We start from the raw sequence: 22,193 nt of genomic DNA on the forward strand, positions 1-22,193 counted from the left end.
TCAGCGCGAGACGAGGCGGCCGTTGCTCAGCTGCACCGCCAGGCCGCCGTCCACGCGCAGCAGCTCCCCGGTGACGTAGTCGGCGGCCGGACTCGCCAGGAAGGCCACCGCCTCCGCTACCTGCTGCACATCGCCGTAGCGGCGCATCGGCACATGGGTGCGGCCGCGACCGTTATCGCGTTGCAGCAGATCGCCGATCAGGTCGGTGGGGATCACGCCGCCGAGCACGGCATTGACCCGGACCCCGAATCGGGCCATCTCCACCGCGCAGGCCAGGGTGAAGGCGTTCAGCGCACCCTTGGAGGTGGAGTAGTTCGACTGCCCGGTCAGGCCCTTCTCCCCCATGATCGAGGAGACGTTCACGATCGCGCCCTCACCCTGCTGCATGAGATGACCGGCGGCGGCATGGGTGCAGTTGAAGGCGCCACCCAGATTCACCTGGATGACCTCCCACCACAGCGCGGGATCCATATCGTGCAGCAGCCCGTCGCGGGTGATGCCCGCGTTGTTGACCAGAATGTGCAAGCCGCCCAGCTGTTCTCGCGTCTGGTCCACCAGATCGCGGGCGGCCGCCACATCGGAGACGTCCGCGCCGATGGCGACCGCACGACCACCGGCCGCCTCGATCTGCGCGACCACCTCGAGGGCTTCGTCCTTATGCGACCGATAGTTGACCGCGACCGCCGCGCCGCGAGCCGCCAGGGTCAGCGCGACCGCCCGGCCGATCCCCCGGGACGCGCCGGTGACCAGTGCGACCCGGTCCGCGAAGGGTTCGGCGGTCATTACGCGACCTCTTCGGCGGCGATCTCGGCCTCGGCCGGACCGGCGGCCGCGCGCTCGGCGACCAGATCCACCAGATTGCGGACAGTGACCAGGCCGAGCACCTGCTCACCGCGGAGCGGACCGTTGAGTTTCGCGCGATCGAACTGCGGCAGCACCTTTTCCAGATGTGCGAGGCCGACCTCGGAGACGATTTCGTTCTCGTCACCGAATACGTCGTCGGGGATGCCGCCCTGCAACAGCTCCTGCACATCGGCGACCGCGATCTTCACGCCGGTATCGCGGTGGATGCGGAACAGGATGTCGAGCAGATCGATGGACTCCGCGCCCAGCTCATCGATCAGGGTGGCGTCGAGTGTCACCTCGGACTGGTCGATGCCGAGGGCATCGGCGATCGCGTCGATGACGGCGGGTGCGAAGTCGGTATCGGTTTCGGGCATGGTTATCTTCCTTCGTGAGGGGTTGGTTCGGGCCCCTGTGACACGAAAGTGCCGCAGAGGTCCGATTGTGTTGGGAGTCAGGCGTATTCGGCGACGACCGCGGCGATGCGGCGCGCGTCCTGGGTGCTGCGGACGGTCGCGCCGTCCACCATGCGGTTGGCGAGTCCCGACAGCACGCGACCGGGACCCGTCTCGATGTAGTCGGTGCAGCCCAGCGCGGTGGCGGCGGCGATCACCTCGATCCAGCGGACCGGGGCGGTCAGCTGCCGGCGCAGCAGGTCGCGGGCTTGGTCACCATTCGAAATCGGCTGTGCGGTAACCGAACTGATGACATCGATGGCCGGGTCACGGAACTCGGCACGGGACAGCGCGTCAGCGAACCGGTCCTCGAGCGTGGACATCAGCGAGCAGTGGAACGGGGCCCCGACTCGCAGCGAGACCATTTTGCCCGCGCCCTCGGCCCGCAGCCGGTCGGTGGCCGCGGCCACCGCGTCCGCCGTGCCGGAGATGACCGACTGATCAGGTGCGTTGTAATTGGCGAGTTCGACCACCCCGTCGACCTCGGCGCAGATCTCCTCGATTCGGGATGCGGGTACCCCGGAGACCGCGGTCATGGTCCCGGGCACCGCCGCCGCGACCTCGGCCATCAACTCACCGCGTCGCCGCACCAGGGCCAGCGCGTCGGCGAGATCCAGCACCCCGGCGGCGGCCAGCGCGGTGAACTCTCCCAGGCTGTGCCCGGTCACCAGATCGGGTGCGAAGCCCTCGGCCCGGAGCACCTCGAAGGTCGCCAGCGACGTCACCAGGATCGCCGGTTGCGCGATCTCGGTGGCCCGCAACCGTTCCGCGTCACCCTCGACGCACAGCGCCCGCAACGGCAGTCCCAACTCGTCGTCGGCGCGCTCGAACACCGCCCCCGCCGTCTCCGGAAACTCCCGGATCAAATGCGCGGCCATACCTTCACGCTGTGAGCCCTGCCCCGGAAACATGGCCAGCACCCGTCGCTGTCCTTCGAGGGTGGCAGGCCCCATCTGGCGGGCCGCCGCGATCACACTGGCGTTCATGATGTATCCCGAATCCTGAGGTGGCCGTGGCCACTTCGATACAGATCACGAACCTCACTGTCCGCGCACCGAGTATGTAAACCGCGACTCGAGCGGTCCTCGAGGAAAACCAAACGTGCAGTATCGCCCCACCCACACCCCGCCCCCGCACAGCGACCTTTCAGTTGCGCGCGACCGGCGTCGGCGCCGTGGCCGACGATAGAATTCGAGGCCAGCCGACCAGCGGGGTGCGTACGTGACAGCGGATGAGCCACAGCCGAATTCGTCCGGGGACGGTGACTGGCGCGATAACGGAGTACGTGTGATCAAGTCGGATCAACTGGATTCGAACACGGCCCGAACCCCGGGTATGAACCGTGCGGCGGCGATCGACGCCGCCCGGGTAGGCGCACAACAGATCTGGGCGGGCACGGTCACCATCGATCCCGATGCCAAAACCGGCGCCCACCACCACGGCGCCCTGGAAAGCGTCATCTACATAGTCCGGGGCCGAGCCCGAATGCGCTGGGGCGACCACCTCGAGTTCGTCGCGGAAGCCGAACCGGGCGACTTCATCTTTGTACCCCCATACGTCCCGCCGGGCACCCACTACGCCGATCTTGTGGTGTCCTGGCGACCGCCCGGATGGAAGATCGGTATCGCCACCGCCCTGACCGGCCTACTGGGACTGCTGCAGTGGGCCGCCGACGCGACCGAGAAGACCCGGGCGACCCACCGGAGCAGGACGCTGAACTCGAAACGAATGCGCCGACACCGGCTTTCGCCTGATCGGCGCAATCGAGATCGATACGGTCAACGCCGGTCGAACAGTCGCCGGCGGGTGGGCTGCGGCGTTTCGGCGCAGGAACAGCGTTCTGCGACGGGGACATCGCCCAGGACTTGTTCGATGTGTCCGCCGCAGCCCTGGTAGGTGGGTTTGCCGCAGCGGTGGCAGGTGACTCGCTGACACATGGGAATTCTCCTTCTTCAATATTCGGTGTTATTCGGATTCAGTGCAGGAACAGGACTTTGGCCAGGACGAAGGCTGCTACCGCGAAGACGAGGTAGGCGAACCACGTCCGCAGCCGATGGGTGTCGACCGTCGCGCCGAAGCGACCCGCGGCCAGCGATCCGATGATCGCGGCAGCGGTGAACGCGGTGGCCAGCCGCCAGTCGAGGCTGAGATCGCCGAGGTAGGCGAGCAGCCCGGAGGCCGAGTTGGCGACCACGATGACCAGCGAGGTGCCGATCGCGGTGACCATGTCCAGGCCGAGCATCAGCACCAGCGCCGGAATGATCAAGAATCCGCCGCCGACTCCGAACAAGCCGGTCAGGAAGCCGACCCCCAGGCCGATCGGCACCGCGCGCGATACGCATCGCCGCCAGTCGACCGCTCCTGCCTCGGTGCGGCACGCGGCGCCCGCGCGCTCGGATTCGGAGAGCATCCGCAGCCCGGACACCACCATCAGCACCGCGAATCCGCCGAGGGTGAGCGCCGGTGGCAGCAGCCGGTTGACCGCGCTACCGGCGAAGGCGGCCGGCAATCCGGTGGCCGCGAACACCGCCGCCACCCGCCATTGCACCTGATGGCTCCGAATCCGGCCGATGCTGCCGAACAACGCGGCGATACCGACGACCAGCAACGACATCGGCACCGCGTGCGCGAGCGGCATCCGCAGCCCGTAGACCAGGCCCGGAACCGCCAGGATCGACCCACCGCCGCCGAGCAGGCCGAGCAGGATCCCGATCGCGGAGCCCAGCGCGAGCGCCAGCAGAATGGTCATGGTCTCCTCCCCCGCCGAGAACGCGCGCTCACGCCAGGGCTCGCCGTTCCGCCCACTCGTGATAGCCGCCGCGCAGATCGCTGACGCGATCGAAACCCGCGGCCCGCAGCATCGACGCCGCGACGCTGGAGCGCCATCCGCCCGCGCAATGCACGACGATCGGGCGATCGACAGACAGTTCACCGAGACGGGACCGCAACTGCGCCAAAGGTATCGAGATCGCGGCCGGAATGACACCGAATTCACGTTCGGCGGGATTGCGAATATCGATCAGGGTAACCGCACCGGCGGCGACGAGCCGGTCGAGCTCGGCGGCATCGGTGCGCGGAGCCACCCGCACCAGATCCGACAGCTCCGCGGGGAAGCCGGTGGCATCGACGGTGAAGTATCCGATCACCGCGTCCGAGCCGATGCGGGAAAGCCGCAGGGCCGCAGCCTGTTCATCGCCGGGGTAGGCGACCACGGCCAGGCGCTCACCGATGTCGGCCACGATGCCGCCGGTCTCGGCGAACCGTCCCTCGAATCCGACATTGACCGATCCCCGCAGATGCGCGACGGCGAAATCCTCGGGTGCGCGGGCGTCGATCACCCGGGTCGCCGAGGCGAGCTCGGTGCGCAGCTGTTCGGTGGTGAGCGCGGGGATCTGCCGGTTCGGATCCAGCACCGGATGCAGCGACTTGTTCAGTGCCGCATCGACATAGAAGTAGTTCGGCGCCGCCGGCTGGTCGGTGGTGATCAGCGCGACGAACTCGTCCTCACTCATCGGCTGCACCGACGGGTTGTCCCGGCGTTGTGCGCCGATGGTGGAGCGCAGCTCGGTGGACAGGTTCTTGCCGCATGACGAACCGGCACCGTGCGCGGGCAGCACCGCCACCGCGTCCGGCAGGGTGAGCAGCACCTCGTGGATCGAGTGATACATCGCGCGCGCCAGGTCGAGGCTGCTGCCGGAGCCGAGGTTCACCAGATCGGGGCGGCCGACATCGCCGATGAACAGCGAGTCGCCGGTGAGCACCGCCACCGGTTCGGAATCAGCGCGCTCGCGAACCAGCAAGCTGATCGACTCCCAGGTGTGCCCCGGTGTCGACAGCACCTCTATATCGACATCGCCCAGGCTCACCCGTTCACCGTGCGCGAGCCTTCGGATCGGGTAATCGGTTTCGGCGTCGGCACCGAAGCCGATCCAAGCGCCAGTCGCCTCGACCAGTTCGAGGTGGCCCGAGACGAAGTCGGCGTGGAAGTGGGTATTGACGACGCCTTCGATGGTCAGCCCGAGACGCCGGGCGTCGTCGAGGTACTCGGTGACGTCACGTCGCGGGTCCACCACCACCGCACGACCACTGCGAGGGTCGCCGATCAGGTAGGAGGCGTGGGAGAGGCATTCGATGTAGTACTGCTCGAGGATCATCGCTTCGTCCTTCGGATGGCAGGTCCGTTCACCCGCAATGCATCCAGCGTGACACATACCCCCGGGGGTATGCAAATACCCTGGGGGGTATATCACACGACCGGACGCCCAGCTGATGTCAACGATCGATCGCGTTCCCGGGATCACTCGGACAGCAGGCGGCTTCGGAGGCACGGCGATAGAGTGCCCGGGAGTTCGAGCGTGCCGACCGAGGAGTGAGTGTGAGTGACGACGGCGCGTTGCCTCCGGACGACGTGCTGGCCGGCAGACTCCGCAAGGGTGACGAATCGGCGTTCGAGCAGGTGCTGGACGCCTGGTCGGCTTCGATGCTGCGACTGGCCAGATCGTTCGTCTCCACCGATGCCTCCGCCGAGGAGGTCGTGCAGGAGACCTGGCTGGCGGTGATCCGCGGTATCGAGGGGTTCGAAGGGCGAGCGGCGTTGAAGACGTGGGTCTTTCGGATTCTGGTGAACACCGCGAAGAAGCGCGGCATGAAGGAGAGCCGGACACTGCCGTTCGGCAGCCTCACCTTCGACGATGAGGGGCCCACCGTCGACCCCAGCCGTTTCCGGCCCGCCGGTGATCCGTACCCTGGGCACTGGCTGGCGGATCGGAAGCCGCAACGCTGGTCAGATCCGGAGAGCGCGGCCGAGCGAGCGGAGATCGGGCGCGTTGTCGCCGCGGCCCTCGCGGAACTGCCCGATCGCAATCGCATCGTCATCACGCTGCGCGATTTGGAGGGCTACAGCTCCGATGAGGTCTGCGAACTGCTCGATATCTCCCACGGCAACCAGCGGGTGATCCTGCATCGCTCACGCGCGGCGGTGCGCGTCAAACTCGAACACTACTTCGACGCCGAGAGGGGTATCCACCGTGGACTGTGACGAATTCGTCGAGCTGGTAACGCTTTTCCTGGACGGTGCCCTGGATGCGGCGACCGAACAGCGCTTCGTCGACCACCTGTCGCTGTGCGACGGCTGCGATGCGTATCTGGATCAATTCCGGCGGACCATTCAGACCGTGGGCGAGTTGCCGCCGGAGAGCCTGTCGGCTCCGGCGCGCGACAAACTGTTGTCCGCGTTCCGGAGTTGGCAGCGGTAGCGCGAAAATCCGCGGCAATCGGTGCGCTTCGCCTGTAACGATAGGCGTGGCGCCGACACTGTGTCGCTATGACGAGCTACGACGATCTGCGCGCGGTATTCATCAACTGCACGCTCAAGCGCTCCCCCGCCACCAGCAACACCCAGGGTCTGATCGATGCCAGCGCGCACATCATGGAGAAACAGGGCGTCCAGGTCACCCATATCCGGTCCATCGACCACGACATCGCGACCGGTGTCTACCCGGATATGACCGAGCACGGCTGGGCCACCGATGCCTGGCCCGCACTGCAGGAGCAGGTGATGGCGGCCGATATTCTGGTGCTGTCCGGGCCGATCTGGTTGGGCGACAACAGCTCCGAGATGAAGAAGGTCATCGAGCGGCTGTACGCGAACTCCTCGATCCTGAACGACGCCGGACAGTACGCCTACTACGGTCGCGTCGCGGGCTGCCTGATCACCGGTAACGAGGACGGCGTCAAACACTGCGCAATGAACGTCCTCTACAGCCTCCAGCACCTCGGCTACACCATCCCGCCGCAGGCCGACGCCGGTTGGATCGGCGAGGCCGGGCCCGGACCGTCCTACCTCGATCCCGGCTCCGGCGGCCCAGAGAACGACTTCACCAACCGCAACACCACCTTCATGACCTGGAATCTGCTGCACCTGGCACGAATGCTCAAGGACAACAACGGTATTCCGGCATATGGCAATCAGCGGTCGGAGTGGAACGCCGGCTGCCGATTCGACTACGAGAATCCGGAATACCGTTGAGCGCAGTTCATCAGAGGCCGTGGGTGGCCGCGCACGGCTGGCCATCCGACAGCTCACTCGACGACGAGGCCACATCGGCCTCCAGCCGATCCGCGACCCCACGGCGTCGTAATTCGCTGGTGTGCTCCGCGTTTCGCTCGCACGCGCTTGATATGCACGGTAACCGTGGACAGATCACCGAAATCCCAACCAACCGCCCGCGGTCCCCGCTCTTGATTCTTGAAGGGTCATTCAAGTATGTTTGCGGGCATGGCTCGATACCGAGGATTCGAACCCGATGACGTGGTGGACGCCGCGATGCATCGGTTCTGGGAGCGCGGGTATCGGGCCACCTCGGTGGAGGAGCTGGTCAAGGCGACCGGGGTGAAGCCGGGGAGTCTGTACAGCGCGTTTCCCGGAGGGAAGCACGCGTTGTTCCTGGCTTCGCTGCGCAGATACTCGGATCTCGTTGTGCCACGCAAGCTCGGCGAGCTCGATGACCCCAATGCCTCGGTGGCGCAGGTTCGCGGATACTTCGACGGACTGGTGGCCGATCTACTCTCGCCCGAGGGACGACAGGGGTGCCTGCTGGTGAATACGGCGATCGAGAACGCCGCTACCGACGACGCGGCCGCCGCGGTGGTGCGGGGGCATCTGACCCGGCTGGAGGATCGGATGCGGGGGGCGCTCGTGAATGCGCTGCGGCGCAGCGAGATTCGCGAGGGCGTCGATCCCGTCAGCACCGCGAAAGGGTTGGTGGCCACCTCACAGGGACTCATGGTGGTCGGCAAGGCCAATCCGGACGAAACGCTCTTGCGGGCGATCGTCGACACCGCTTTCGCGGGGTTGTCACCACTCTAGAGGCAACGAAACCAATTGCGGGGCCGCCTGTTTCGGCGGCCCTTCTGCGGCACAAATAGTTGAATGAACACTCAAGAATGAGGACGGATATGAAGGCGATCACCATCTCCCACTACGGCGCACCCGAGGTGCTCACGGTTCGTGAGCTACCCGATCCGGTGGCCGGTGCGGGTGAAATCCTGTTGGCGGTCAAGGCTTTCGGGCTGAACCACGCGGAAACGTACATGCGCTCCGGACAGTGGGGTGAGGTCGCGCAGGTGACCGGGATCGAAGCGGCCGGAGTGGTGGCCGAGGATCCCTCCGGCCGACTGGCGGCCGGAACACCGGTCGTCGCGATCATGGGCGGTATGGGACGCACTCGCAACGGTTCCTATGCCGAGCTGGTCACCGTTCCGGCGGGCAATGTGGTGCCGGTCGACACCACGCTCGAATGGACCGACCTCGCCGCCATCCCGGAGGTCTACGCGACCGCGTGGACGGCTCTGCACGACAATCTCGCGATCGAGAGCGGGCATACGGTGCTGGTTCGCGGCGCCACCTCCGCTCTCGGACAGGCCGCGGTCAATGTCGCCGCGGATCTCGGAGCCAAGGTCATCGCCACCACACGGTCCGCTGAGAACACAGCCTTTCTCGAAAACATCGGTGCCACAGAGGTTCTCCTCGACGACGGTCAGCTCGCCACCCAGATCCGCGAGCGCGCGATCACGGTCGACTCGCTGCTGGATCTGGTCGGCAACTCGGTCCTGCGCGATTCGGTCGCCACGGTTCGCACAAGAGGCCGCGTCTGCCAAGCCGGCTTTCTCGGCGGACTGAACCCCGTCACCGATTTCGCTCCGATCGCGGACCTGCCCAGCGGAGTTCAGCTGTCCTTCTTCGGCAGCTTCAACTTCGGGACACCCGAGTATCCGCTCTCGGCCGTACCGATCGCCGCCCTCGTCGCCAAGGCGACGGCGGGTACCTATCACGCAAAACCGGTGCGTACCTTCGCTTTCGAGGAGATCGTCCGCGCGCACGAGATCATGGAATCCGGCACAGCCGGAGGCAAGATGACCGTGGCGGTCGGGTAGGCATCGATTCAGACCAAACCTTCTGCCCGGGCGACGGAACGGCACTCCGGCTGTGCCGGTGTGAACACTTCCAGCAGGAAGTCGTCGTCGCTGTATTGGGCCTGTATCGCCAGGCCGGGATGGCCCCCGACGATGGCATGGACCTCGTCTCCGGTCAGGAGATACTCGGATACCGGGTGACGCCAGTGCACGCACACCACAGTGCCGCCGGAGTCGAGGTGGCCGAGGAGTTCGTCGACTGCGGTGCGCAGGCCGGGGGCATCGAGGTAGTAGCACACTTCGCTGAGCACGATGAGATCGAATTGTTCTGCGGGCCAGTCGTCTCCGAGCGCCCAGCGCCGCAGCTCCACGGTCGCGGACGGTGGCTCCGGTACCCCGGCAAGCCTGGCGGCGGCACCGCGCAGCGCCTCGTCCACGATGTCGGTGGCCACGATCCGATCACAGCGCGACGCCAGTTCCTGAGTGAGAACACCTATGCCGCAACCGGGTTCGAAAGCGGAACGGTAGTGCGGCCGCGGTAGCGCGGCCAGGGTGAGCGCTCGTTTACGCTTTTCATACCAACGGGTGGTGAACTGCCAGGGATCAGCGCTCCGGGCGTACAGCTCTTCGAAGTAGGTGGCGGGCAGGCGAACTCGGCTCATCGGAAGTAGGTTTCCGCCGGACCGGTGAAGCGGCGCAGGACGTGCGCGGGCAGGATCGGCGCGTCGGCGGGGTCATCGGAAAGGGGCAGAACCTGACTGCGGAAATGCGCCAGGGCACGACATTTCGCGGCGTGCGCGGTGGGAGGCAACGCCAGCACCTCCGGAGCACACCGCAGTATCCGAGAATGTCCCGGCGCGGCCCACTGCCACATCCACACCGGGTATTCCAGCAGTTCGGTATCCGTGGCCGCGCAGGCTGCGGCCGCGGCACGACCGACGGCCTCATGGTCGGGATGGCCGTCGTGACGCCAGGTCGCCGCGCACACCGTGCCAGGTTCGGGGAAACCGCTGAGCAGAGCACCTAATTCGTCCTCCAGCCAATCTTCGTGCGATGCTATATCACCATCGGGCATACCCAGACGGATGGGCGCTTCCGCTCCCAGTTCACTTGCGGCACGGCATGATTCGCCGATACGAAGCTCGGCCAACCGAGACGGACTGTGGGTGGGCGACTTCGGGTGGGACGCTTCGCCATCGGTGACGGTGACGAGGGTGACCGCGATGCCCGCCGCTCGAACCATCGCGATGAGCCCACCGGCGCCGAGCACCTCGTCGTCGGGGTGCGCGGCTACGACGACCAGTCGCGGCACAGGCGCGAGCCGCAGGGGCGCACACCGCTGCCGCCATGATTCCCACTGCTCCTCGGGAGCACCCGTGGCCCGTACGTCGATCACAGGTCCGGCCATATGAACTCCTGTCCGGCGATATCGCGGCCGAGATCGGCCAGATCCGCCTCCGCGTGACTCTGACGCACATACACCGTGAGATCAGCGACCCGCCGGGCATGCTCGGCGTCCATACACAATGGCCCGGCGCCCAACGCCCGCCCGACCCGATCCACCGTCGCCGTTACCGCGTCCTCGACCAGGGCACGAACGGTGCGAGCGCGAATACGGGAGCGGCTGCGGTCGCCATCCGGATCGGCATCGATCTCCCCCGCCGCGGCCGACAAACCCAGCCGCGCGGCGCTCAGGGCAGCCGCCACCGCGCCCAGATGCGCGAGCGCATGCTCATCAGCTCGCCCTCGCGCGGCACGCTCGTGCAACGGACGGACCACCCGACAGGCGCTGCCGTACCAGCACGCCGCCACCCCGACCGCGCCGTGCCAGAACCCGGCGCGGTCCAGATAGTCGCCGTTCTCGCCCACCGGAACAGCCCGGGCGACGTCGAAATCCACGGCACCGGAATCTGATTCGCGCATCCCCACCGCATGCCAGCTCCCCGGCACCGCCCGCACGCCGGGCTGAGACAACGACACCGCGAAGAGCCGACGTTGCTCGCCGTCGCGGGCCGTGACCAGCGCGTGGCTGCATATGCTCGCACCCGAACACCACAACTTCCGCCCGTCGAGCACCCAGCCCGAGGCGGTAGCGCGAGCGCGCAGCACCGGGTCAGGCGGCTCGGCCGCCCACACCCCCCAGATCTGCCCGGACGCGGGTGCCGGACCGTCGAGCTCGTGCAGGATCGCGGCCGCATCGGCGTGCGCCTCGATCATGCGGCCCAGCACGGTGTCCTCGGCACTCGACGCCGCCAGTGCACGGAACCGCTCCAGCGTCCTGCCCCCTCCTGGGAACGGGAGCATCAAGCGGCCCGAACTCGACAGTGCGCGTAGCCGATCGCGCAATTCCAAGGACCGCTCACGCACTTTCGGCCTCCGGCGAACGCGAGGACTCCAGTCGCCGCAGATGTGCCGCGAAACCACCGGGGGCACGCCCGAATCGACGCCCGGACGTCGACACCACGACATCCTCGGCCCAGACCACCCGCGCGCCCCGGTCAGCGGCCCGGCGCACGAACTCCACGTCCTCACCTGAGCTCAGCGGCACGAATCCGCCTGTACGCCAATAGATATCGGCCCGGAACCCGAGACTCGCGCCATGGACATGACCGACCACACGCCCGGCCCGGTACCCGCGCTCGTAGCGAGCACGCACCTGCGGCGTGTACTCATCCCAATCAGCCACAGTGACAACACCCGCGACAACCTCCGCCCCGGCTTGCGCGTATCGAATCTGCCGATCCAGCCAATAGTGATCGACACGAGAATCAGCATCGGTGGTGCAGAACCAGGTTTGCGCACCGCATCCGGTGCCCGCAGCGACGAATCCGGCCGCACGCGCGACCCCGACGTTATGCGCGTCAACCGCGATCACATCGACCCCGGCCGCTTCGGCTACCCGGGCAGAGCGGTCGGTACACGCGTCGAGCACCAGCTGGATCCGCACCGGAACAGGCGTCCGCTCCGCGCAGCGAAGTAGCGCATCCAGGCAGGTCTGCAACAATTGCTGCTCGTCACGCACCGGCACCACGATGACGACGTCGTCGATCCTGAGTGGACCGGTGGCGGCCTCCTCCGAATTGATCATGTTTGCCGCCTACCCGGAGCCACCGATGGCAAACCGACGACACCGGATTCGTGGCGCCCGCTAGTTCGGGGTGTCGCCTTCGTAGTCCATGTTCGCGGCTTGGTCTTCGGTGGTGGCTTCCGGATCGTCCCGCACTGCGGGCTTCTCATCCTCGTCCCGCCGGGGGGCACGGGCTTCGGGCTGCTCACTATCGGATTTCTCGGTCATATTCAGTCCTTTCCGAGCGCTGGCGAAACTCCATGCCGCCGAACATGATCACCGGACTTGGCCGACACCGACAACGAGGTGCTGATCCTTGGATCCTGCTGTCGGGGCATCCTCTCCTCCTCGAGAGTGCGTCGCCGTTGACGCTGCCCAGGGGGCTCACCTCCAAGCGATTACCCTGGGAGAATCGGACAAACCTGGAATCACGATCAAAGAGCGACTCGGCCGGGGCGTGAGGACTTCCGCACCGGTACCGCCGACGGCCGTTTTGGCGGCGGCTCTCCGGGTAAGTGCCGGATAGAGCATTCAGACAGCGGAAGGAGCCCTAGTGACAGGTCCACTCAGTGCGGCGCGTGTACTGTTCGTCACCTCGAACACCGGTGTCGAACGAGACGAGTTGCTGATACCGCTCGATCGACTGAAGGATCACGGCGCGAAGGTCACGCATGCGGCGCTGAACAGCGAGGACGTGCAGACTTTCGTACACGACGTCGACAAGGACGTCGCCGTGCATCCGGATAAGACACTCGATGATGTCGAGGCAGACGAATTCGACGTCCTCGTGATACCCGGCGGCACCGTGAACGCCGACAAGCTTCGACTCTCCGACCGGGCGGTGGAATTGGCTCGGCAGTTCGCCACCGCGAGCAGGACGATCGCGGCAATCTGCCACGGTCCATGGCTGCTCGTGGAAGCCGACCTGCTGCCCGGAAAGACCCTGACCTCATATCCCTCGTTGCGCACCGACGTGATCAATGCCGAGGGCACCTGGATTGATCGGCCCGTGGTGCGCTCATCCGAGAACGGCTGGACACTGATCACCTCCCGCACCCCCCGCGACCTCCAGGACTTCATCGAAGCGATCGAGGAGACCATCGCCGCGTGAGGGGCCGCCCGAATCCGTAGAGCCGCAACAGGTTACGCAGAGGAGGAGTGAAATGCCCGACCCGAATTACACCACCGACGACGCCGGCATTCCCGTACCCAGCGACGAACATTCGCTGACCATCGGCCCGGACGGCCCGATCCTGCTCCATGACGCCTATCTCATCGAGAAGATGGCCGCCTTCAACCGCGAGCGGGTACCCGAACGGCAGCCCCACGCCAAGGGCGGCGGTGCGTTCGGCACCTTCGAGGTCACCCACGACGTCAGCGCCTACACCAAGGCCGCGGTCTTCCAACCGGGCAGCAAAACCGAGGTCCTGGCCCGCTTCTCCACCGTCGCCGGTGAGCGCGGCAGCCCGGACACCTGGCGGGACCCGCGCGGATTCGCGCTCAAGTTCTATACCGAGCAGGGCAACTTCGACATGGTGGGCAACAACACCCCAGTGTTCTTCGTGCGCGATCCGATGAAGTTCCAGGACTTCATCCGTTCGCAGAAACGCCGCGCGGACAACAACCTTCGCGATCACGATATGCAGTGGGACTTCTGGACGCTGTCACCCGAATCGGCGCATCAGGTGACCTGGTTGATGGGTGATCGCGGCATCCCGCGTTCCTGGCGGCATATGAACGGCTACTCCAGTCATACGTATCTGTGGGTCAATGCCGCCGGGGAGCGGTTCTGGGTCAAGTATCACTTCAAGACCGATCAGGGCATCGAGTTCTTCACCCAGGACGAGGGCGACCAGATGGCGTCCATGGATACCGACTATCACACCCGGGATCTGTGGGAGGCGATCGACGGCCGCGACTTCCCCAGTTGGACGCTGCACATGCAGATCATGCCGTTCGAGGACGCGAAGACCTACCGGTTCAATCCTTTCGATCTCACCAAGGTGTGGCCGCACGGCGACTATCCGCTCGTCGAGGTCGGCCGAATGACGTTGAACCGCAATCCTTCCGACTATCACACCGAAATCGAACAGGCCGCGTTCGAGCCCAGCAACGCGGTTCCCGGCACCGGCCCGAGCCCGGACAAGATGCTGCTCGGGCGCTGGTTCTCCTATCCGGACGCGCATCGCCACCGCATCGGCGCGAATTACAAAGAGCTGCCGGTGAATTCGCCGCACGCCGCGCAGGTGCGGTCCTACTCCAAGGACGGCGCGATGCGCCACCACAATCCGGGTGATCCGGTGTACGTGCCCAATTCGAAGGGCGGGCCGCATGCCGATCCCGCGGTCTCGGGTGCGCCCGTGGGGTGGCATACCGATGGCGAAATGGTGCGACTGGCGTACACCCTGCGCAAGGACGATGACGACTGGGGCCAGGCGGGCACCATGGTCCGCGAGGTCCTCGACGACGCCGCCCGGGGGCGGCTGGTCGACAATATCGTCGGCCATCTGCTCAACGGCGTGACGGCACCGGTGCTTGCCCGCGCGTTCGAGTACTGGCGCAATGTCGACAAGGATCTGGGCGATCGGATCGAAGCGGGCGTACAGGCCAAACACAACGAGCGCGATCCCAAAGCCGCGAAGCAGGCCAATCCGGCCCGGACCTCAGCCCAGGACAAAGCCTGACGGTTCGAACAGCCCGATCACACGAACAAACCGGTGGTCCCGCTCAGCGCACGAGCGGGACCACCGGCATCGGGAATTACGCGGGCGGTCAAGGCGATTCGCGGGTAGCGAGGCTATCTCACACGTATCAACCCGCGTGGTTGACATCCCGCTGCCCATGGCCAGCGAACCACCGTGCCCCGCTTCAGCCGAGCGGCATCAGCCAAGTGTCTCGTGCAGTGCGGCGAGCCACGGCAGCCAGCGCCGGTCGGGGCCGACAGTGTCGGTTCCGGTCATGTCGGTGCAGCTGTATGCGACCGCCAGGCCGGATTCGGGATGGGCGAAGGCGAGTCTTCCGCCGGTGCCCAGGTGCCCGAAGGAGCCTTCACCGAGCATCGGGCTGACGGGGCGAGACAGTTCGTAGCCGTGAGCGAAGCGATGGGTGACCGGGAGCACGTGCAGGGGGCTCGGATGGGAGAGTCCGTCGGTTCGCGGTTGCGTTGCCCTGCTTACGGTTTCGGCAGATACCAGTCGGGCACCGTCGACCGCACCGATTGTCGCGGCGTACATCCGTGCCAACGAGCGGGCGTTGGCGATGGCATTTCCGGCGGGGACTTCGGCCGCGTGTCCGGCACGGGTGTTGAGCAGGTCGATCCCCGCGTCCCTGGTGGCCACCGATCCCAGGGTCGCCTCGACCAGCCGCGCGGCGACATCGATGCCCATCCTGGCCAATACGGCCGATCCCTGCCGCGGGATCGAAAACTGGACAGGCCCGCTCGATGGGACAGCAGCTCAGCCACGGTGATGTCGGCCTTTCCCGCGGCGGCGAACTCCGGCCAGTACTCCCCCACCGCGGCATCGAGTTCGAGTTGCCCCCCGCTCGACAGACCCTTCCACCAACGCCACGATCCCTCCTCGACATGATGGGTCGGCACCACGTGGGGTTCGCGGAGACCCGCGGCGGCGTGGGCTTCACGGCGGAACCGCTCGCGGAATTCGGGGTCCGCGGCAATATGCTCGTGTAGCACCTTGACCGCCACGATTCGGTCGGTATGAGTGTCGTAGGCCCGGTAGACCTGTCCCATACCGCCCGTTCCGATGACTTCCCGCAGGCGGTAGTGCCCGGATGTGATGTCGTCCACGTGTCTGCTCGGAGTTTCGCCCTGGTGCCGGACGCTGCCGACGGGCCCCGGTCATCGATTCAGCCGCCCGGGGATTGGTGATTGTCGAAAGCTCACACAGCGGGTTGCTGCTGGGTCGAGCAGTGGATGCCGCCGCCGCCCTCGGCGACCGTGTTGATCTCGATCTGTACAACGGTGCGGCCGGGATGTAGATCCGCGACGATCCCCTTGGCGTGATCGTCGGCGGCGCTGTCGCCGAACTTCGGCATGATGACACCGCCGTTGACGACGTAGAAGTTCACATACGAAGCGAGGAAGGCGTCGCCGCGCTTGCCGATATTGCTCGGGTCCGGCTCGGGCAGATTGACGATCTCGAGCTTGCGACCCTTGGCATCGGTCTCGTTCTGCAGTACTCCGAGGGCCTGCTTGTAGGCGCCGCTCCAGACGTCGTCGCCGTCGGGCGCTTGGCTGATGATCACAACGCCCGGCTCGGCGAAACGCGCGAGGGAATCGATGTGATAGTCGGTAATATCCTGGCCCGCAACGCCTTTGACCCAGATCACCTTTGAGACGCCGGTGAGCTCCTTGAGCGCGCGTTCGATGTCGTCGCGGGATTTGCCCGGATTACGATTCGAGTTGACCAGCGAACTCTCCGTCGCCATCAGCGTGCCCTCGCCGTCGATTTCGATCGAACCACCCTCACCGACGATCGGGGCATCGATGCGCGGCACGTTCAAACGGGTCAGCAATGCGCTCGCGACCAGTGCGTCGCGCCCGTGCTTCTGTTTGTTGCCCCAGCCGTTGAAGTGCATGTCGATGCCGGCCAGGCCGTTGGGTCCGATCACGAAGGTCGGGCCGCTGTCGCGCATCCACAGGTCATCGGTGGCGATCGGGACGACCTCCACACCGGAGCCGCATGCTTGCTGAGCGGCATCTGCCTCCGCGGGTTCGGCGAGGATGGTCACCGGCTCGAATTGGGCGATGGCACGGGCGATCCCGGCGATATCGTCCTGCACCCCTGGGCCGTCCTGACCCGTCCACACCGAGCCCAGCGGCGGCCAGGACATGAATGTGCGCGCGTGCGGAGCCGACTCGACCGGCATCCGCCACGGCCCACCGGAGGTGACCGGGGCCGCCGATCCAGAGCCGAGTAGCCCACCGGCGTCCTCCGGCGTACAGGCCAGCAGGGCCGCACCGCCGGCTACCGCCAGGGCGCTGGTCCGAAACATTGTCCTGCGCGAAAACTCGCCCATCGTTGCTCCGATCTCTCAGATCTTGACTAAAATTTTGGTCAGACTGGACGATAGCAGCCCAGATCCCGTTCAGCTACCCCATGGCATCGGCAAAACCCGTAGTGACGCCAGGTACGACAGACCCGCGCGGGGGTCGAGCAGACTGGCGCGCGGACACCATATTCGACTCAGTATGAGGAATTTGTGAGGTTCAATTGACAACACAGCGTCCAGCCGAACCGCGAAGAAATTTGATCCTGCCTATCGCGATGGTGGCCGCGCTGGCCGCCATCGGTCTGGGCATCTGGGTGCAGGTCGGTGAGCGATTCGATCTGGAGACCCCACATGTCGCGGGTATCCCCGACCAAGCCGACCGAGTCGACATCGACATTGCCATACAACGCGTGGACGCCGCCGGGCGCGAGCTCACGCTGCGGGTGCGCGTCACACCCCGTGGCTCGCTGAGCCGAGACGGCGGACTCTCCCCCTCCGAAGATCTCACGCTGTTGACCTCACCGGACATCCGGCAGGACTTGGCCTTCGGTCCGGGTGGCATCGGTCACTCAACTCTCGCAAATCTTGACCAAAATTTCAGTCAACTTCTAGAGTGCGATTGCCGGACGGTCGCCTGACCGCACAGAAATTGCCGATGAGAGGAGCGCCCGACGTTGCCTTTGTCGTTCGAGGACGGCGTTATCCGTCATCACGCGGATTCGCGTCGCTGGGTGACTTCGGCGGAAGGAGATCCGCACCTGTGGACCTGGATGGCGTTCAGCGCCAGTGCCGAGATTCGGGGCGGGCACATGCTGCCGCCGGTGCGCCGCGATCTGGCCAGGATCGCGCGGGCCATCGCTCGATTCGAACCGGTGTCGATGTTGGTGCGGCGCGACGACATCGAGCAGGCGCGGGCCATGCTCGGCCCCGGCATCGTCGTATCCCAACGACCCTCGGACCGACGGTCGTTGGGATACGGCATCGCCGAGCGTCATCTCGAAATCTTGCGGGCAGCCGACGACGCCTCCGGACGCCCGCTGCGGGTCGAGGTATTCGAGGGGCCGGCACGGACCCGGCCGACCCTCGAATCCTCCTGTTCCGCAGCGACCTACACGAACTTCTATCTCTGTAACGGCGCGGTCGTCGCTCCGGAGTTCGGCGACCCAGAGGCCGACGCCTTCGCGAAATCCGCACTCGCGCGCCTATTCCCGTGCCGAGAAGTGGTGCAGATCGATATCGACGCGATCGTCTCGGGCGGTGCCGGGATCAATTGCACGGCCCGGCACGAACCGGCGGATTAGCGAAATGCGTTCGTCCCGTATCCAGCAGCGGAATGAGGTGCCGTGCTCGACCGTCAGACTCGAATCCTGCAAGCAGCGGTCAGAGTGATCGCGCAGACCGGTGTGCGCGGCCTTCGGATGTCGAGGCTCGCGGCCGAAGCGGAGGTCTCGACAGCGCTGATCTATCACCATTTCAGGAATCGAGCCGGCGTACTGCAACGCGCCTTCGAATACATCAACAGCTGGGCCGAGCATCACACCGGCAGCGCCTGGGACTACCCGAATCCTCGCGATCAGCTCGAACAGCTCCTGCTGCTCGAAATCCAGGACACTCCCGAGGCACGCGATCACAACATCGTGTGGGGCGAACTGCGCGCGAGCGCGGTCTTCTCCGGTGACTTGCGCGGGCCGCTGCGCGCCAATACTCGAGCCTGGACACGCGATGTCGCCGGTCTCGTCGACTCGGTGCGTCACACCGGCCTCGCGACCCGGACTCCTGATTCGGAGGAGGCGGCCGAGCGACTCACCGCACAGGTGGAGGGGTTGATCGAGCGGTGGCTCAGTGGATCTGTCAGCGCCGATCGAGCCAGAGCGCTGCTCGTCGGCGCGATCACCACCGAACTCGGTCCGCGCGGAGCGGACTTCTGATGGTGCGCGCACCCCGCGATCGCGCCTCCGACGCCGCGGCGATCACCGCCGCCAGCTACCGCCTGCTCGCCGGTACACCATTGCGGTCGGCATCGGGCAGGCTCACCACCACCGAACTCAGTATCGAGTCGGGCGTGCGCCGCGACGTGCTGTACCAGCATCGGGCGCTCCTGGACTGCTTTCGGGCACGGGTCAGAGCGCGGCACGGCGCTGCCGAGGTCATCGAAGAGCTGATCCACTCCCGCGAGCAAGCGCAACGCGCGTACGACACGGTCACTAAAGCGTTCGCCGCCGAATGTGCCGTCTCGGCCCGGTTGCGGCGGATGCTCGCCGACCAATTGCTGGAGCTGCACCGGCTTCGCGGGATCACCGGAATCTCGGCCACGACAACACCTTCCACTGCTGCCCATATGACCAGGAGTCAACCGTGACGAGCACCGGCAATCGTAGTGTGCGAACGCTTTTCGACAGCGAGGACCGACTGTCCTGGGTACTCGCCGCTCTGGCGGGGCTCCTCGGAGCGGCCGCGTTCACCCATACCTCCGGCTACTTCGTCACCTTCATGACCGGCAACACCGAGCGAGCCATTCTCGGATATTTCGACGACCAGACCGATATGGCCGTCGCCGCCGCCCTGCTGCTCGTGTCGTTCATGGCGGGCGTGGTGGCCGCATCCTGGTGCCGTAGGCGCTTCTGGTCCGGCCACCCGCACGGTCCGACGCTCCTCACCACCGCCAGCCTCGCCCTCGCGTCGGTGATCGACGCCCTCAGCTACACGGCAACCGATACGACCACGATCGATTTCGTCCCGATTCTGTTCGTGGCCTTCGGTGTCGGTGGACTCAACACCTCGTTCGTCAAGAACGGTGAGGTGTCGGTGCCGCTGAGCTACGTCACCGGGACGCTGGTCAAGATGGGCCAGGGCATCGAGCGACACCTCAGCGGCGGCAGCTGCGCCGATTGGCTCGGCTACTTCCTGCTGTTCACGGCGTTCGCCATCGGCGCGCTGTGTGGCGGACTGTTGAGTCTACTGGTCGTGGGCTGGGCGATGCTCATCACCGCGACCGTGGTCTGTATGGCGGCCACCGGCTATACCTACCTGCACCTGGACCGTCACGGACCGCTGTTCGCCGAATGAAACGGACTGCCCCCCAACAGCTTTCAATAGGCATCGTCGACGCATGGCTCCGAACGGCGCGGGGACTACTCGCCGAGTTCCGCGATGAGCGCGCCATGCAACAGTTTTCGGGCCTGCGACAGTTCCAGCGAGCCGCTGAGCCAGCGCATGCTCAACCCTTCGACCAAAGCGGTGAGGCGTTCGGCCGCATCGTCGGGCATCACCTCGGGCGAGACGCTGCCGTGCCGCTGCGCATTGTGGATGAGTTCGCTGGTGTGGTCGGTCCAGCGCGCGGTGGCCAGTCGCAACTGGTCACGCAGTTCGGGTTGGAAGACCGCGGACGCGCGCAACTCGCCCCAGGCCGTACTGTTCTCGACCACGATCGGGGTGTCCTGCAATTCCCGCAGCAGCGTCTCTTCGAGGTGACCGCGCGGATCGGCGTCGGGATCCGAGGCTACATCGGTGTACTGCTCGGCGCGGTTGCTGATGAAATCGAGCGTGCTCGACACCAGACCGGCTCGGTCCCGGAAGTGGTAGTAGATCAGCGCGGTCGAGACACCGGCCTCCTTGGCGAGCTCTTCTACGCGCAGTCCTCGAATGCCGCGCTGGGCGACGACACGGACAGCGGCTTCCAGGATGTCGGTACGACGACGAGACATTCTTCTCTTTCCAGGCTTCGCGGGCTTGACGACCATACACGTTACCGTACGATCTTGACTGAAGGTTTAGTCAGATTTCGAAGGTTGGGAGCGCCGTGTTCGATCACCTCATGCCTCGCCGCGAGTTCGAGCGGTCGTTCGCCGAGACCGCGCACTCCCCCGGACCCGCCGGGTACTCCAGCGGTCGTCGCCTCGGCGCGGAGTGGGAAAGCCACACGCTCACGTTCATGTCGTGGCCTGCTCTCGATGCGGTGTGGGAACGCGATCTGCGCTATGTGCGCGAGGACATCGCGCGCGTCGCGCGAACGATCGCCGAATACGAATACGTCGTCATGCTGGCCCGTCCCGATCAAGCCGATGCCGCACAGCGCGCCTGCGGTTCCCAGGTGGAGGTGATCCCGCTGCCAGTGGATGATCTCTGGGCCCGCGACATCGTTCCAGTCTTCGTGGAGCAGCACGGCGAGACCGTCGGCGTCGACTTCAATTTCAACGGCTGGGGAAATAAGCAGGTCCACGACAACGACGCCTATGTGGCCCGTAATCTGTTGCACCGGTATCGGATTCGCGGGGAGCAAGCACCGCTGATCGCCGAGGGCGGCTCGTTCGAAACCGACGGGCAGGGCACACTGCTGGTGACCGAGAGCTCCGTCGTCAACAACAACCGCAACCCAGGAAAAGGCCGCGACCAGATCGAACTCGAGCTGAAGCAGACACTCGGAATCGAAAAGGTGATCTGGTTGGCGGGGGTATATGGGGAGGACATCACCGACGCGCACGTCGACAGCCTCGTCCGCTTTGTCGCGCCGGGAATCGTATTGCTGGACAGCGCATTCCCCGGCACTCCCGCCGATTCGTGGTCCCGCTCGGCCGATCAGGCGCGAGCGGTCCTGAGCCGGTCCACCGATGCCCACGGCCGCCCGCTGCAGATCATCGATCTGCCCCAGCCCGATCCCGACCGGATCTCCGGCGAGGACGACGATATGGTCACCACATACACGAACTTCTACATAGCCAACGACGCGGTGTTCATGCCCAAGTTCGGCGACCGGCGCGCGGACAAGCGTGCCCGCGACATCCTGCAGGAACACTTCGCTCACCGCGATATCGTGCCGATCCCGATCGACCTCATCGCGGCGGGTGGCGGAGGTATCCACTGTTCGACCCACGACCTGCCCGGCCGTCCCGCCGACTGACTCCACC

General features: G+C 65.9%; 27 protein-coding genes and 2 pseudogenes. 14 read left to right on the forward strand and 15 right to left on the reverse strand.

Annotated features, from left to right (window positions below):
- The 3 genes from OHB26_RS35250 to fabD all read right to left on the reverse strand — a co-directional run bounded on the left by OHB26_RS35250 (position 1) and on the right by fabD (position 2,284).
- Positions 1-783: a 3-oxoacyl-ACP reductase family protein gene (locus OHB26_RS35250; RefSeq protein ID WP_330181580.1), complete on the reverse strand. Its 783-nt coding sequence runs from the start codon at positions 781-783 to the stop codon at positions 1-3.
- The gene (locus OHB26_RS35255) at positions 783-1,220 is read right to left on the reverse strand and encodes an acyl carrier protein (protein WP_330181581.1); all 438 of its coding nucleotides are present in this window, start codon (positions 1,218-1,220) and stop codon (positions 783-785) included. The genes OHB26_RS35250 and OHB26_RS35255 overlap by 1 nt, the downstream gene beginning before the upstream one ends.
- A gap of 77 nt (positions 1,221-1,297) precedes the next feature.
- Positions 1,298-2,284, reverse strand: a complete 987-nt coding sequence (gene fabD / locus OHB26_RS35260) for an ACP S-malonyltransferase (RefSeq protein WP_330181582.1) — start codon at positions 2,282-2,284, stop codon at positions 1,298-1,300.
- 301 nt (positions 2,285-2,585) lie between these two features.
- On the opposite strand from fabD, the gene OHB26_RS35265 reads away from it, so the two are divergent.
- Positions 2,586-3,194: a hypothetical protein gene (locus OHB26_RS35265; protein WP_330181583.1), complete on the forward strand. Its 609-nt coding sequence runs from the start codon at positions 2,586-2,588 to the stop codon at positions 3,192-3,194.
- Between the two features lie 79 nt (positions 3,195-3,273).
- Here OHB26_RS35265 and OHB26_RS35270 read toward each other — a convergent pair whose 3' ends face one another.
- Both OHB26_RS35270 and OHB26_RS35275 read right to left on the reverse strand, forming a co-directional pair.
- Entirely contained in the window at positions 3,274-4,047 is a 774-nt protein-coding gene (locus tag OHB26_RS35270; RefSeq protein WP_330181584.1) for a sulfite exporter TauE/SafE family protein, read from the reverse strand.
- Positions 4,048-4,075: 28 nt separating this feature from the next.
- Positions 4,076-5,452, reverse strand: a complete 1,377-nt coding sequence (locus tag OHB26_RS35275) for an MBL fold metallo-hydrolase (protein WP_330181585.1) — start codon at positions 5,450-5,452, stop codon at positions 4,076-4,078.
- A gap of 221 nt (positions 5,453-5,673) precedes the next feature.
- Here OHB26_RS35275 and OHB26_RS35280 point away from each other — a divergent pair, with 221 nt between their 5' ends.
- From OHB26_RS35280 to OHB26_RS35305, 5 genes are all read left to right on the forward strand, one after another.
- Entirely contained in the window at positions 5,674-6,336 is a 663-nt protein-coding gene (locus OHB26_RS35280; protein ID WP_330181586.1) for an RNA polymerase sigma factor, read from the forward strand.
- Positions 6,326-6,553: an anti-sigma factor family protein gene (locus OHB26_RS35285; protein WP_330181587.1), complete on the forward strand. Its 228-nt coding sequence runs from the start codon at positions 6,326-6,328 to the stop codon at positions 6,551-6,553. The genes OHB26_RS35280 and OHB26_RS35285 overlap by 11 nt, the downstream gene beginning before the upstream one ends.
- Before the next feature lie 68 nt (positions 6,554-6,621).
- Positions 6,622-7,326 (forward strand): flavodoxin family protein, encoded by a 705-nt coding sequence (locus OHB26_RS35290; RefSeq protein ID WP_330181588.1) that lies wholly within the window; start codon positions 6,622-6,624, stop codon positions 7,324-7,326.
- 249 nt (positions 7,327-7,575) lie between these two features.
- A complete protein-coding gene (locus OHB26_RS35300; RefSeq protein ID WP_330181589.1) occupies positions 7,576-8,166 on the forward strand; it encodes a TetR/AcrR family transcriptional regulator in 591 nt (196 codons plus the stop codon).
- An 89-nt stretch (positions 8,167-8,255) separates the two neighbouring features.
- Entirely contained in the window at positions 8,256-9,233 is a 978-nt protein-coding gene (locus OHB26_RS35305; RefSeq protein ID WP_330181590.1) for a zinc-binding dehydrogenase, read from the forward strand.
- Between the two features lie 8 nt (positions 9,234-9,241).
- Here OHB26_RS35305 and OHB26_RS35310 read toward each other — a convergent pair whose 3' ends face one another.
- From OHB26_RS35310 to OHB26_RS35330, 5 genes are read right to left on the reverse strand one after another with little or no spacing between them, the layout of a single operon-like run.
- The gene (locus tag OHB26_RS35310; RefSeq protein ID WP_330181591.1) at positions 9,242-9,874 is read right to left on the reverse strand and encodes an SAM-dependent methyltransferase; all 633 of its coding nucleotides are present in this window, start codon (positions 9,872-9,874) and stop codon (positions 9,242-9,244) included.
- On the reverse strand, positions 9,871-10,620 hold the full coding sequence (locus tag OHB26_RS35315) for a PIG-L deacetylase family protein (protein ID WP_330181592.1): 750 nt from the start codon (positions 10,618-10,620) through the stop codon (positions 9,871-9,873). The genes OHB26_RS35310 and OHB26_RS35315 overlap by 4 nt, the downstream gene beginning before the upstream one ends.
- Positions 10,605-11,516: an acyl-CoA dehydrogenase family protein gene (locus OHB26_RS35320; RefSeq protein WP_330185876.1), complete on the reverse strand. Its 912-nt coding sequence runs from the start codon at positions 11,514-11,516 to the stop codon at positions 10,605-10,607. Before OHB26_RS35320 ends, OHB26_RS35315 begins: the two co-directional genes overlap by 16 nt.
- 55 nt (positions 11,517-11,571) lie before the next feature.
- Positions 11,572-12,300: a glycosyltransferase gene (locus tag OHB26_RS35325; RefSeq protein ID WP_330181593.1), complete on the reverse strand. Its 729-nt coding sequence runs from the start codon at positions 12,298-12,300 to the stop codon at positions 11,572-11,574.
- A 60-nt stretch (positions 12,301-12,360) separates the two neighbouring features.
- Positions 12,361-12,507, reverse strand: a complete 147-nt coding sequence (locus OHB26_RS35330) for a hypothetical protein (protein WP_330181594.1) — start codon at positions 12,505-12,507, stop codon at positions 12,361-12,363.
- A 325-nt stretch (positions 12,508-12,832) separates the two neighbouring features.
- Here OHB26_RS35330 and OHB26_RS35335 point away from each other — a divergent pair, with 325 nt between their 5' ends.
- Both OHB26_RS35335 and OHB26_RS35340 read left to right on the forward strand, forming a co-directional pair.
- Positions 12,833-13,390, forward strand: a complete 558-nt coding sequence (locus OHB26_RS35335) for a type 1 glutamine amidotransferase domain-containing protein (RefSeq protein WP_330181595.1) — start codon at positions 12,833-12,835, stop codon at positions 13,388-13,390.
- A 52-nt stretch (positions 13,391-13,442) separates the two neighbouring features.
- Positions 13,443-14,963 carry a catalase gene (locus OHB26_RS35340; protein ID WP_330181596.1) on the forward strand — a complete coding sequence of 507 codons (1,521 nt, stop codon included), beginning with the start codon at positions 13,443-13,445 and terminating at the stop codon, positions 14,961-14,963.
- Between the two features lie 198 nt (positions 14,964-15,161).
- Here OHB26_RS35340 and OHB26_RS35345 read toward each other — a convergent pair whose 3' ends face one another.
- The 4 genes and pseudogenes from OHB26_RS35345 to OHB26_RS35360 all read right to left on the reverse strand — a co-directional run bounded on the left by OHB26_RS35345 (position 15,162) and on the right by OHB26_RS35360 (position 17,292).
- Positions 15,162-15,665: a serine hydrolase gene (locus tag OHB26_RS35345; protein WP_330181597.1), complete on the reverse strand. Its 504-nt coding sequence runs from the start codon at positions 15,663-15,665 to the stop codon at positions 15,162-15,164.
- Positions 15,662-15,880 (reverse strand): annotated as a pseudogene (locus tag OHB26_RS35350) (serine hydrolase domain-containing protein); the annotation flags it as partial. The pseudogene OHB26_RS35350 and the gene OHB26_RS35345, both read right to left, overlap by 4 nt.
- Positions 15,862-16,027, reverse strand: a pseudogene (locus tag OHB26_RS35355) (serine/threonine protein kinase); the annotation flags it as partial. The pseudogenes OHB26_RS35350 and OHB26_RS35355, both read right to left, overlap by 19 nt.
- A gap of 149 nt (positions 16,028-16,176) precedes the next feature.
- Complete coding sequence (locus OHB26_RS35360; RefSeq protein WP_330181598.1) at positions 16,177-17,292, reverse strand: agmatine deiminase family protein; 1,116 nt, start codon at positions 17,290-17,292, stop codon at positions 16,177-16,179.
- Positions 17,293-17,546: 254 nt separating this feature from the next.
- On the opposite strand from OHB26_RS35360, the gene OHB26_RS35365 reads away from it, so the two are divergent.
- The 5 genes from OHB26_RS35365 to OHB26_RS35385 all read left to right on the forward strand — a co-directional run bounded on the left by OHB26_RS35365 (position 17,547) and on the right by OHB26_RS35385 (position 20,355).
- Positions 17,547-17,927 (forward strand): DUF4436 family protein, encoded by a 381-nt coding sequence (locus OHB26_RS35365; protein WP_330181599.1) that lies wholly within the window; start codon positions 17,547-17,549, stop codon positions 17,925-17,927.
- Positions 17,928-18,020: 93 nt separating this feature from the next.
- Positions 18,021-18,590: an agmatine deiminase family protein gene (locus OHB26_RS35370; RefSeq protein ID WP_330181600.1), complete on the forward strand. Its 570-nt coding sequence runs from the start codon at positions 18,021-18,023 to the stop codon at positions 18,588-18,590.
- A 42-nt stretch (positions 18,591-18,632) separates the two neighbouring features.
- The gene (locus OHB26_RS35375; protein WP_330181601.1) at positions 18,633-19,217 is read left to right on the forward strand and encodes a TetR/AcrR family transcriptional regulator; all 585 of its coding nucleotides are present in this window, start codon (positions 18,633-18,635) and stop codon (positions 19,215-19,217) included.
- Complete coding sequence (locus OHB26_RS35380) at positions 19,217-19,648, forward strand: hypothetical protein (RefSeq protein WP_330181602.1); 432 nt, start codon at positions 19,217-19,219, stop codon at positions 19,646-19,648. Before OHB26_RS35375 ends, OHB26_RS35380 begins: the two co-directional genes overlap by 1 nt.
- Positions 19,645-20,355 (forward strand): YoaK family protein, encoded by a 711-nt coding sequence (locus OHB26_RS35385; protein WP_442942787.1) that lies wholly within the window; start codon positions 19,645-19,647, stop codon positions 20,353-20,355. Before OHB26_RS35380 ends, OHB26_RS35385 begins: the two co-directional genes overlap by 4 nt.
- Before the next feature lie 65 nt (positions 20,356-20,420).
- Here OHB26_RS35385 and OHB26_RS35390 read toward each other — a convergent pair whose 3' ends face one another.
- On the reverse strand, positions 20,421-20,993 hold the full coding sequence (locus tag OHB26_RS35390; RefSeq protein ID WP_330181603.1) for a TetR/AcrR family transcriptional regulator: 573 nt from the start codon (positions 20,991-20,993) through the stop codon (positions 20,421-20,423).
- Positions 20,994-21,103: 110 nt separating this feature from the next.
- Between OHB26_RS35390 and OHB26_RS35395 the strand changes: the two genes are divergently transcribed.
- The gene (locus tag OHB26_RS35395) at positions 21,104-22,186 is read left to right on the forward strand and encodes an agmatine deiminase family protein (RefSeq protein WP_330181604.1); all 1,083 of its coding nucleotides are present in this window, start codon (positions 21,104-21,106) and stop codon (positions 22,184-22,186) included.
- Positions 22,187-22,193 lie beyond the last annotated feature (7 nt).

The sequence above is a fragment of the Nocardia sp. NBC_01503 genome (assembly GCF_036327755.1).
GTDB lineage: Bacteria > Actinomycetota > Actinomycetes > Mycobacteriales > Mycobacteriaceae > Nocardia.